The following is an 11,949-nucleotide window of genomic DNA, read 5'->3' on the forward strand; positions in this document are numbered from 1 at the left end:
AGGGTTCGGACCCTGTTGACTCCGCCGCACCCTCATCCGCCCTCCGGGCACCTTCTCCCGAGGGGAGAAGGAAACACCAACAGGCTTTATAGATATGACCGAAATGAAACCCCTGCTGATCGAACTCGGCACCGAAGAACTCCCGGTCAAGGCCCTACTCGGGCTGGCCCAGGCGTTCTTCGACGGCGTCATCGACGCGCTGCAGAAGCGCGGCATCGATTTCGACCGCACCGACGCCAAACCGCTGTACACGCCGCGCCGCCTGGCCGTGCTGCTGCCGGGCGTGTCGACGGAGCAGCCGGAGCAGAGTTCGGAAGTGCTGGGCCCGTATCTCAACATCGCGCTCGATGCAGAAGACCAGCCGACCAAGGCGCTGCAGGGTTTCGCGGCCAAGGCCGGCGTCGACTGGTCGCAACTGGAACGCACTACCGACGCCAAAGGCGAACGCTTCGTGCATCGCTCCAACAAGCCCGGCGCGAAGACGGCGGATCTGCTGGCGGACATCGTGCGTGAATCGCTGGCGGCGATGCCGATTCCCAAGCCGATGCGCTGGGGCGACCACGACTATGCCTTCGCGCGGCCGGTGCACTGGCTGGTGCTGCTGCTGGGCAAGGATGTGGTGGATGCGGAAGTATTGGGCGTGCGCAGCGACCGCATGAGCCGTGGCCATCGTTTCGAACACGACAAGTCGGTCTGGGTGAACCATCCAGGCGACTACATCGACGCCCTGCGCGGCGCACACGTGTTGGTGGACGCCGACGAGCGGCGCGCGCGTATCGAACAACAGGTGCAGGACACGGCAGCGAAAGCGGGCGGTGTGGCACGCATTACCGAGGACAATCTGGAACAGGTGAACTGCCTGGTGGAATGGCCGTCGGCGGTGCTGTGCAGCTTCGAGCCGGAATTCCTGGCGGTGCCGCAGGAAGCGTTGATCGCGACCATGGAGGCCAACCAGAAATTCTTCCCAGTGCTGGATGACGGCGGCAAGCTGACCGAGCACTTCATCGGGATTGCGAATATCGAATCGCAGGACGTGCGCGAAGTCAGCAAGGGCTACGAGCGCGTGATCCGCCCTCGGTTCTCGGATGCGAAGTTCTTCTTCGATGAAGACTTGAAGCAGGGGTTGGTGTCGATGGGCGATGGTCTCAGGACCGTCACCTATCAGGCCAAGCTAGGCTCGGTCGCTAACAAGGTGGCGCGCGTCGCTGCGTTGGCGGAGACCATTGCGAAAGAGCTGGGTTTCGAACCCGCGCTGGCCCGTCGTGCAGCGGAGTTGTCCAAGAACGATCTGCAGTCGCGCATGGTCAATGAGTTTCCGGAGTTGCAGGGCATCGCCGGCCGTCACTATGCGACTGCTGCCGGTGAGTCGAGCGAGATTGCGCTGGCGATCGATGAGTCTTACCAGCCGCGTTTCGCGGGCGATGACATCGCGTTGTCGCCGACCGGCAAGGTGCTGGCGATCGCGGAACGGCTGGATACGTTGGCGGGCGGATTTGCGGCTGGTTTGAAGCCGACTGGCAACAAGGATCCGTTTGCACTGCGTCGTAATGCTTTGGGCTTGGCACGGACCATCATTGAATCCGGATTTGATATCGACATCTGGAGTCTGATCAGCGCGGCGAATGTGCAAACGATGCAAGCACGGGCCAATCAACAAATATCGGAGAAAGCTTCAGCTGCAAAGGAAGCCTCGGCAAAAGGCGTGGCGGTCGACGGTGCACATTCCGCTATCGGCTCCGCTGGGGGCATCGGCGCTGTTCAAGAGATTTATGACTTTATTCTTGAACGCCTACGTGGCTACTATGCAGAAAAAGACGTGCCTGCAAGTCATTTCAATGCTGTCGCCGAGCTCAAGAGACGATCGCTCTACGACTTCGACACCCGTCTGGACGCCATCGGCCAGTTCGCCGCGCTGCCGGAAGCCGAAGCATTGGCCGCCGCCAATAAGCGCATCAACAACATCCTGAAGAAAGCCGACGTCGAAATTCCGCACGCCATCGACCGCAGCCTGCTCAACGACCCGGTCGAGAGCGCGTTGGCCGAAGCGGTGGAAGCCGCCATCGGCGATACCGACGAAGCCCTGCACCATCACGACTACATCAGCGTGCTCAGCCGCCTGGCGCTACTGCGTCCGCAGGTGGATGCGTTTTTCGACAGTGTGATGGTGAATGTGGATGAGCCCGCGATCCGTGCCAACCGTCTGGCCTTGCTCAAGCGCTTGGCTGACCGTTTCCGTGCGGTGGCTGCGATTGAACACTTGTCTAGTTAACTGAGCCTGCAGATTAAAGCCCTTCTCCCCTTGTGGGAGAAGGTGCCCGAAGGGCGGATGAGGGGAGCGAGCGCAGCGAGTGCTGAGCCCCGAGCAAAGATCAAAATGGATCCCAGCTTTCGCTGGGATGACGAGGATTGTTTGCTGGGTGCATCACGACTCGCACGACACCTCCCGTATGGTGCGCATAAATGTGTCGCCGACCTCACCCCTGGTTAACCCGATTCCGCGCTCGCCCGGTATCCTGCACCTATGCGACCACGCCCCCTACTCGCCGCCGCTGCCGTCCTGCTGTCCGTTTCCGGCCAAGCCTACGCAGCCTCCACCATCGACAGGGTGGAAATCCGCGGCCTGAATGAGGACAACGAAACCGAAGCGTTGATGATCGAGAACATCAACGTAGCGCTGTCGCTGAACGACATCATCGGCCGCCGCCAGGGCGAATCGCGGCTGGAATACCTGATGAGCGAGGCCAAGGCCGAGGCCCGCGAGGCGCTGGAGCCGTTCGGCTATTACTCGCCCGAGATCACCGTCGACGCCGCGCGCCCGGGCGGCGAAAACGAACACATCACCGTGGTCGTGCAAGTGGACAAGAGCGAACCGGTGCGCGTCAGGCATTCGGACCTGAGCATCGAGGGCGCGGGCGGCAGCGACCGCTATCTCAAGGAAGACCTGGCCGCCTTCCGTCCGCAGGTCGGCGACATCTTCGACCACACCACCTACGAAACCAGCAAGACCCAGATCGTGCGCCGGCTGGCCGACCGCGGCTATTTCGATGCCGACTTCGTCCATCGCCGCGTCGAGGTCACCCGCGCCGAACACGCCGCCGACATCGGCCTGACCTGGGCCAGCGGCATCCGCTACGACATGGGGCCGACCACCTTCCACCAAACCAAGTTCCGGCCGGGGCTGCTGGACAAGCTGGTGTACTGGGAAGAAGGCAGCTACTTCCACCAAGGAAAACTCGATCGTCTGCGCGAATCGCTGACCGGGTTGGATTACTTCAACAACATCGATATCCAGGCCAAGCCGGAGAACGCCGTCGACGGCCGCGTGCCGGTCGACGTCAACCTCACCCTGGCCAAGCGCGACGTCTATACCACCGGCGTGAGCTACGGCACCGAGAGCGGTGCCGGCGTGCGCTTCGGCCTGGAGCGCCGCTACGTGAATTCGCGTGGCCATAAATTGTCCACCCAGCTGGACTACGCGCAGAAACGCAAGAACTTCGTCACCCAATACCGCATCCCCGCCTTCAAGTGGCTGGATGGCTGGTACACCGTCGCGCTGCAGGCTTATGACGAACAGACCGACTATATCGACACGCGGCTGCTGAAGTTCAGCGTCAGCCGCAGCGGCGAGATCAACGAATACCTGACCGCCGTCGCCTCGCTCAATACCGTGCGCGAACGCTGGGCCTATTCCCTCGCCGACGATGGCGGCGGTGCGCTTGCGCCGGTCGACTACCGCTACGCGACCTTCACTTATCCCGAGCTTTCCGCCAACTACGTGGATGTCGACAATCGTGCGTTCCCGCGGCGCGGCATCGCAGGCTCACTGACCGTGCGCGGTGGCTTGGAAGGCGCGGGCTCGGACGCCAACTTCGCCCAGGTGCATGCGCAGGCGCGCTGGTTCAAGGCCATCGGCACCAGCGACCGTTTCATCCTGCGCGGCGAATTGGGCCACACCTTCACCGACGCGCTTAACTCCATGCCGCCCAGCCTGCGCTACTACGCCGGTGGCGACCGTAGCATCCGCGGTTATCAGTACCGCGAAGTGGGGCCGCGCGTGGAAACGGATAATGGCGATTTCTCCGTCGGCGCCAAGAACGTGGTGACCGCCAGCGCCGAGTACGAGCACTACTTCAACGCTAGCTGGGGCGGTGCGGTTTTCGTCGACAGCGGCAGCGCATTCGACAACGGCAATGATTTCGACTGGCGGACCGGTGTTGGCGTCGGTGTGCGCTGGAAATCACCGGTGGGCGCGGTCCGCATCGACCTGGCGCACGGATTGGACGATCCCGACTCCTCTTTCACCATCGGTCTGGGCATAGGAGCGGAATTCTGATGGTCTTCCGTCGCAAGCCAATCGCCGATAACCTGTCGCCCGAAGAACACGAGGCGCGCATCGCCGAACTCCGCGCGCGGCGTCGCGCACGCATGCGCGTACTGGCAATCCGCAGCGGTATCGCTTCGGTCGTAATGCTTGTCCTGCTTGTCATCGCGCTGTATTGGCTGGTGCAGACCGTGGCCGGACGCGACGTACTGCTGAACCAGATCATCGCGCGCCTGCCCGCCGGTTCTTCCTTCACCTGGAAAAAAGCAGAAGGCCCGCTGGCCGGACCACTGACCCTGTATGGCGTGGATTTCCGCTACGAAAAAATCCATTTCACCGCCGAGCGGGTGTACTTGGATCCGGATCTGCGTCCACTGTTAGGCAAGCGCTTGCGCCTGGATGCCTTGCAGCTGACCAACGCGACGCTGGACATTCCCAAGAGCGACGAGCCGTTCGAACTGCCGACCTGGCCTGAGCTGCTGCCGCAAATCGAGATGCCGATCGCGATCCAGGCCGACACCCTAGGGATCGACGGCTTACGTATCACCCAGAGCACGCAGCCTTTGATCGACATCCGGCGCGCGCGCGGCGGCATCGATATCGGCGACGGCTACTTCAAGGCGGAGAAGCTGGCGATCGACAGCGATCGCGGACGCATCGACATCAACGGCAGCTACGAGCCACGCGACGGTTACGCGACCGATGTGGTGGCCACGGCCGTGTTCCCAGCCTCACTGGGCCGCACGCCCGCAAGGCTTGGGCTGGTGGCGCGCGGAAACCGCAAGAGCATGGACATGGGCCTGGCCGGCAACGCACCGGCGCCGGTGCGGGTGATGCTGGGCGTGCGTGGCGAAGAGAATCCCACCTGGAACTTCAGCGGCAAGACTGAAGCGCTGGATCTGGCATTGCTCGGCCTTGTCGACGACAGCATGCCGCTGGCCTTCGATCTGAAAGCCAACGGCGCCGGTGGCGCCGCCGACCTGCAGGGCCGTATCGCCCAGGGCGATTTCGTCGCCGTCATCGAACCATCGAAGATCCGCATCGCCGATGAAGTGCTGACCGTGGAGCCGCTGGCGGTGCGCGCCTTCGACGGACTGACGACGCTGCGCGGGCGCGCCGATTTCAAGGATCCGGAAAATCCGGTGTTCAAATTCTCGGCCAATGCGCGCGGACTGCGCTGGGGCCAGGACGCGCAGACGCAGATCGCCGCGGATGCGGACCTGGGTTTCGCCGGCCAGATGAAGGCCTGGGCGGCGATCGGCAAGGCCACGCTGGTGCGCGAAAACCAGAAGGCGACCGTCGACTTCGACGGCCGCGGCGACGGAGAGCAATTGGTGCTGAACAAGCTGCAGGCAAAAATGCCGACCGGCACGCTGGACACTACCGGCACCGTGGGCTGGGAACCGGCCTTGCGCTGGGACCTCGCCGCAAAACTGGCCGGGTTCGATCCGGGTTATTTCCTTGCCGACTGGAAAGGCAACGTGTCCGGAGATCTCGCCAGCAAAGGCCAGGCACGCGAGACCGGCGGCTTCGATGCGACGCTGGATGTGCCCAAGCTGGGCGGTAGTTTGCGTGGACGCAAACTGGACGGCCGCGGCAAGTTCGCGCTGCGCGGCAACGAAGGCGACGGCGAGCTGGCGCTCTCTCTCGGCAATAGCCGCGTCGATGCCAAGGGCAAGGTCGGCGACAAACTCGATATCGACGCCAAACTGCAGCCGTTGCATCTGGACGATCTGTTACCGGATGCCAGCGGCAGCATCGCCGGCACGCTAAAGCTCACGGGCGCCCGTAATGCGCCCAATGTGGATGCGGATCTCACGGGCACTGCACTCAAATGGAGCGGCTATGCCGCCGATGCGCTAAGCGTGCGCGGACGCCTGCCTTGGACCGGTAGCGGAGGCGAATTCGCGGTGCGCGGCTCAGCGGTGGATGTCGGCATGGTGCTGGACAGCGTGCGCCTGGACGCGCGTGGGGCGGTCGAGAACCTGCAGTTCAACGGCGATGCCAGCAATACGATGGGTTCGATTTCGCTCGCTGGCACGGCGTTGAAACGCGGCGCCAACTGGCAGGGCAGTCTCGACGCATTGCAACTCACTCCTTCCAAGGGAAGCAGCTGGCGTTTGCAGCAGGCCGCGCGCTACGCGCAGAACGGTTCGGCATTCACGCTGACTCCCGCGTGCCTGGCCGCCAGCGGCGGCGGCGCGTTGTGCGCGCAGGCCAATTGGCCGAAACAGGGAATACAGCTGCATGCCGACGCGCTGCCGTTGACGCTGCTGCAGCCGTGGCTGCCGCCGAACAATGGCCGGCCGCTCACCGTGCGCGGCGACATCAAGCTGGAGGCTTCGGTGAAGCCGGCCGGCAAGGCGTGGGTCGGCGAACTGCACCTGAGTTCGCTCGATGGCGGCCTGAAGCTGGGCAACAACGCACGCGGCGAGATCGTGCGCTACGACAACTTCACCCTGGACGCCGATTTCAATCCGCAGACCATCAAGGGCCGGTTGGGCACCGGCTTCAAGGGCGACGGTTTCGTCGACGCCACCATCGCCACCGGCTGGGACGAATTCGCACCGCTGAAAGGCGATATCTATTTCCACAACTCGCGGCTGTTCTGGATGGAATTGTTCTCGCCGGACCTGGTGCGTCCCACCGGCAAGCTGCAAGGCCATGTGGGTCTGGCCGGCACGCGCGGAACGCCGGCGCTGAGCGGCGACGCCCAGCTCACCGAATTCAAGGGCGAACTGCCGTCGCTGGGCATCACTCTGACCGACGGCGTCGCCAACCTGGACGCCCAGGCCGACGGCAGCGCGCGCATCGACGGCACGCTGAAATCGGTGTCTTCCACCGGCGGCACCGTCAACGGCGGCACTTTGAGCGTGGACGGCACGCTGGACTGGAAGGTGGAAGGCTCGCCCCTGCAGTTCAACATCCGCGGCAAGGATTTCCTGATTTCCGACACCACCGAGCTGCAGGCGGTCGCCTCGCCCGACTTGCAGGTCGGTTTCGCCAACAACACCATCCAGGTGCGCGGCAAAGTGGTGGTGCCTTCGGCCACCATCGACGTGGAGAAACTCGACGACGGCGTATCGGTTTCCGAGGATGTGGTGGTGCTGGACCCGGCGGACCCCGAGCGCTTGCCCAGCTCGCGCCTGGATTTGGATATGGCCATCACCCTGGGCGATGCGGTGAAGCTCAACGGCTATGGGCTCGAGGGCACGCTCGCCGGCACCATGAACGTGCGCTCGCGTCAGGGTCGCGAGATGGCCGCCACCGGCCGGCTCGACGTCGACGGCCGCTACACCGCGTACGGACAGAAGCTGCGGATCACACGTGGCGAACTGGTGTGGAGCAACAACGCCGTTTCCGATCCGCGCATCAACATCCGCGCCGAACGCGAAGTGGTCAGCGCGGGCGTCACCGCCGGCATCGACGTCACCGGCCGCGCCAGCAGTCCTAAGGCCACCATCTGGTCGAACCCGTCGATGGACGAATCGGCGGCGCTGGCCTATCTGGTGCTGGGCCGTTCCTTGAACACGGCCAGCACCGACGAAAGCCAGAAGATCAATGCTGCCTCCACCGCGCTTAGCGCCGGCGCTGGCCTGCTAGCCTCGCAACTGGGCGCCAAGATCGGCCTGGACGATGCGGGCGTACTGGAATCGCGCACGCTGGGCGGCTCGGTATTCGGCGTGGGCAAGTATCTGTCGCCGAAGCTTTACGTGAGCTACGGCGTGTCGATGGTAGGCAGCGGTTCGGCGATCACGCTGAAATACCTGCTGCGCAAAGGCTTCGATGTAGAGATCGAATCGAGTACGGTGGAAACACGCGGCTCGTTGAACTGGCGGAAGGAAAAGTAGACGACCCAAGGACGCACGATGAAGATTTCCCGGATCGCGCAACTGCGCCTGCAACGGCAACGCATCGCCAGCGGAAAATTGGGATCGCCGGCCGAAGTCGTCGCCTGGCTGGGCGCGATGCAGGCGCAAGACTATGCGGCCGCGCTATGGGCCATCGGCTTGCGCACGCAGGGCGCGACTCTGGAGTCGGTTGAGCAGGCGATCGCCGATCGCCGCATCGTCCGTACCTGGCCGATGCGCGGCACGCTGCATTTCGTTGCTGCCGAGGATGTGCGCTGGATGTCGGCGTTGATGACCCCGCGCGTGATCGCTGCCAACAAGGCGCGACTGCTGCGCGAGTTCGAGCTGGACGACACGGTGCTAAGCCGTAGCCGCAAAGTCCTGGTGAAAGCCTTGCGGGGCGGGCAGCGGCTGACGCGCAGTGAGGTGTACGCGGCGCTCGATAGCGCCGGCATCGTTACCGAGCGGCAGCGCGGCATCCACATCACCGGGCGTCTGGCGCAGGAAGGCCTGCTCTGTCTGGGTCCGCGCGCCGAAAAGCAACCGACCTTCGTGCTGCTGGACGAATGGATTTCCACCCACCGCGCGATGGAGCGCGAGCAGGCGCTGGCGGAACTGGCGCGTCGCTATTTCCACAGCCATGGTCCGGCAACGCTGCAGGATTTCGCGTGGTGGTCGGGTTTGACGGTCAAGGACGTGCAGCTGGGCATCGAACTGGCTGCGGACGATCTGGCCCAGGAGGTCATCGGTGGCCGACTCTACCTGCATTCGGGTGAAGAGCACGAATCGGAGGATGCTATTGCCGGCGATCCGCATCTGCTGCCTTCGTTCGACGAATACTTGGTCGCCTACAAGGATCGCAGCGAGGCGGTGGAAGCGCGCTTCAGCCCGCAGGTCATCGGCATCAACGGTCTGTTCAACGCCGGCATCGTGATCGGCGGACGCATCGTCGGCACTTGGAAGCGCAGCATCGACAAGGTCGGCCTGACGGTGGAACTGAGGCCGTTCCGCGCCTTACTCAAGAGTGAGTTGAAGGCGTTGGGTAAGGTCGCGCATCGCTACGGTGAGTTCATGGGTTTGCCGGTGCAGCTGAAACCACTGGAGCAACAGTTCTGAGAAAGACCTGGATCCTCGGCTCCATTCATGGTGGGAGCGGCGTTCCGCCGCGAGCTTTTCGTACAGCCGGCGATCACAGCAAAGCTCGCAGCGGAACGCTGCCCCCTCGCCGCTCCTGGGCCATCGGCTGTGAATTTGCGAAACCTGCAATTGCTTTTCCTGTCAACGGGTTTCCCCCGCGCGCCGCGACCGCCACAATCGAGGCCTGCCACTCATGAATTCGAATAAGGTAATGAAGGACACTCCAAAGCAGCTCGCCCAGCACATCGCCCGCACCATCGCTGCGGAAATCGGCGCTCAGACCGCGCAAGCCCTGGCCGCCATCGCATTGTTGGACGAAGGCGCCAGCGTTCCCTTCATCGCGCGCTACCGCAAGGAAATCACCGGCGGACTGGACGATACCCAGTTGCGCAATCTGGAAACGCGCCTGACCTATCTGCGCGAGCTGGAAGAACGCCGCGCCACCGTGCTGGCCAGCATCGACGAACAGGGCAAGCTGAGCGACGCCTTGCGCGCCGAGATCGAAGCCGCAGACAGCAAGGCGCGGCTGGAGGATCTGTACTTGCCCTACAAGCCCAAGCGTCGCACCCGTGCGCAGATCGCGCGCGAGGCCGGCCTGGAGCCGCTGGCCGACGGCCTGCTCGCCGATCCCACCCAGGTGCCGGAAACCTTCGCCGCCGGTTTCATCGACGCCGACAAGGGTGTAATCGATAGCAAGGCCGCGCTCGACGGCGCACGCGCGATCCTGATGGAACGCTGGGGCGAGGATCCGTCCCTGGTCGGAGAGCTGCGCAACTGGCTGGGCGAAGCCGGCGTGATCCGCGCGCGCGTGGCCGAGGGCAAGGAAGAAGCCGGCGCGAAGTACCGCGACTACTTCGAACACAGCGAAGCGCTGGCGAAGATTCCTTCGCACCGGCTGCTCGCGCTATTCCGCGCGCGCAAGGAAGAAATCCTGTATCTCGACCTGGATCCGGGCAAGGATGCGGAAGCCGGACATCTATACGGCGACGGCCGCGTAGCGCTGCACGCTGGCGTCAGCGACCAGGGCCGCGCCGCCGACCGCTGGCTATTGGATAGTTGCCGCATGACCTGGCGCGCCAAACTGCATTTGCATTTGCTGCTCGACTTGTTCAGCCAGGCGCGGGAGAAGGCGGAAGCCGAGGCCATCGCCATTTTCGGCGACAACCTCAAGGACCTACTGCTGGCGGCACCCGCGGGCGCACGCACGGTGATGGGTCTGGATCCGGGCATCCGCACCGGCGTCAAGGTCGCGGTAGTCGACCGTACCGGCAAAGTGGTGGCGACGGACACGATCTATCCGCACGAACCGCGCAAGCAGTGGGATCAGTCGCTGCATTCGTTGCACAAGTTATGCGTCCAGCATGGCGTGGAACTGATCGCCATCGGCAATGGCACCGCTTCGCGCGAAACCGACAAGTTGGCCGGCGAAGTGATCGCGAAGCACCCCGAACTGAAGCTGCAGAAGATTGTGGTCAGCGAAGCCGGCGCCTCGGTGTACTCCGCCTCGGAACTGGCGGCGAAGGAATTTCCGGAGCTGGATGTGAGCCTGCGCGGAGCGGTTTCGATCGCACGCCGTCTGCAGGATCCGCTGGCCGAACTGGTGAAGATCGAACCCAAGGCGATAGGCGTGGGCCAATACCAGCACGACGTAGATCCCTATCGCATGGCGCGCGCGCTGGACGCGCGCGTGGAGGATTGCGTCAACGCAGTCGGCGTACATGTGAATACCGCTTCGGCCGCTCTGCTTGCGCGCGTGTCCGGCTTGTCTTCGTCGGTGGCGGAGAACATCGTCCTGCATCGCGACCAGAACGGGCCTTTCAAGCGCCGCCGTGAATTGCTGAAGGTGCCGCGTCTGGGCGAGAAAACCTTCGAACAGTGCGCCGGCTTCCTGCGCATCGCCGATGGCGACGAGCCGCTGGACGCGTCTTCGGTGCACCCGGAAGCGTATCCGGTGGTGGAGCGCATCGTGAAGGACAGCGGACGCGCGGTGAAACAGTTGATCGGCGATGCCGGTTATCTGCGCGGACTGAAAGCCGAATCGTTCACCGACGAGAAGTTCGGCGTGCCCACCGTACGCGACATCCTGAAGGAACTGGAGAAACCGGGCCGCGACCCCCGTCCGGAGTTCAAGGCCGCGCGCTTCGCCGAGGGCGTGGAGGATCTCAAGCATCTCAAGGTCGGCATGATCCTGGAAGGCGTGGTCACCAACGTGGCCGCGTTCGGCGCTTTCGTCGATATCGGCGTGCACCAGGACGGCCTGGTCCACATTTCGGCGCTGTCCGATACCTACGTGAAAGATCCGCGCGACGTGGTCAAGGCCGGCGACATCGTCAAGGTACGCGTGCTGGAAGTGGATATTCCGCGCAAGCGGATTGCGCTGACGCGGCGGTTGGAGGATGCTCCGGTAGCCAAGCCACCCCAGGACACCTTGCGACGCGACGCCGGATCCTCGCGCAGTGCAAAGCCCGACCAGCGACAGCCCAGATCCGCCACGCCTGCGGTCAGATCACAGCAACTCCCCGCAAACAACGCGTTGGCGGCGGCGTTCGCGCGCGCAAAAGGTGGTTCCTGAGTCGATGCTGCGCGAATGTCGCGGGTAGATTTACGGCAAGTTTCCCCTCATGCGCCAGCCAGGCCGCT

5 protein-coding genes are annotated in these 11,949 nt (G+C 63.8%); all 5 read left to right on the forward strand.

Annotation, left to right across the window (positions count from 1 at the left end; all coding sequences use genetic code 11):
* The first annotated feature begins 94 nt into the window (after positions 1–94).
* The 5 genes from glyS to AC1DTQ_RS06070 all read left to right on the forward strand — a co-directional run bounded on the left by glyS (position 95) and on the right by AC1DTQ_RS06070 (position 11,881).
* A complete protein-coding gene (gene glyS / locus AC1DTQ_RS06050; protein WP_477848626.1) occupies positions 95–2,269 on the forward strand; it encodes a glycine--tRNA ligase subunit beta in 2,175 nt (724 codons plus the stop codon).
* A 252-nt stretch (positions 2,270–2,521) separates the two neighbouring features.
* Complete coding sequence (locus tag AC1DTQ_RS06055; RefSeq protein WP_477848627.1) at positions 2,522–4,333, forward strand: autotransporter assembly complex protein TamA; 1,812 nt, start codon at positions 2,522–2,524, stop codon at positions 4,331–4,333.
* A 92-nt stretch (positions 4,334–4,425) separates the two neighbouring features.
* Complete coding sequence (locus AC1DTQ_RS06060) at positions 4,426–8,172, forward strand: translocation/assembly module TamB domain-containing protein (RefSeq protein WP_477849137.1); 3,747 nt, start codon at positions 4,426–4,428, stop codon at positions 8,170–8,172.
* Positions 8,173–8,190: 18 nt separating this feature from the next.
* Positions 8,191–9,288 (forward strand): winged helix DNA-binding domain-containing protein, encoded by a 1,098-nt coding sequence (locus tag AC1DTQ_RS06065; protein ID WP_477848628.1) that lies wholly within the window; start codon positions 8,191–8,193, stop codon positions 9,286–9,288.
* 232 nt (positions 9,289–9,520) lie between these two features.
* A complete protein-coding gene (locus AC1DTQ_RS06070) occupies positions 9,521–11,881 on the forward strand; it encodes a Tex family protein (RefSeq protein WP_477848629.1) in 2,361 nt (786 codons plus the stop codon).
* Positions 11,882–11,949 lie beyond the last annotated feature (68 nt).

It is taken from the genome of Pseudoxanthomonas sp. P4_B2 (assembly GCF_056402315.1).

Bases quoted from the DNA above. Each gene is read 5' to 3' on its own strand.
- glyS (WP_477848626.1), top strand. From the start codon at position 95: ATGACCGAAATGAAACCCCTGCTGATCGAACTCGGCACCGAAGAACTC.
- AC1DTQ_RS06055 (WP_477848627.1), top strand. From the start codon at position 2,522: ATGCGACCACGCCCCCTACTCGCCGCCGCTGCCGTCCTGCTGTCCGTT.
- AC1DTQ_RS06060 (WP_477849137.1), top strand. From the start codon at position 4,426: ATGCGCGTACTGGCAATCCGCAGCGGTATCGCTTCGGTCGTAATGCTT.
- AC1DTQ_RS06065 (WP_477848628.1), top strand. From the start codon at position 8,191: ATGAAGATTTCCCGGATCGCGCAACTGCGCCTGCAACGGCAACGCATC.
- AC1DTQ_RS06070 (WP_477848629.1), top strand. From the start codon at position 9,521: ATGAAGGACACTCCAAAGCAGCTCGCCCAGCACATCGCCCGCACCATC.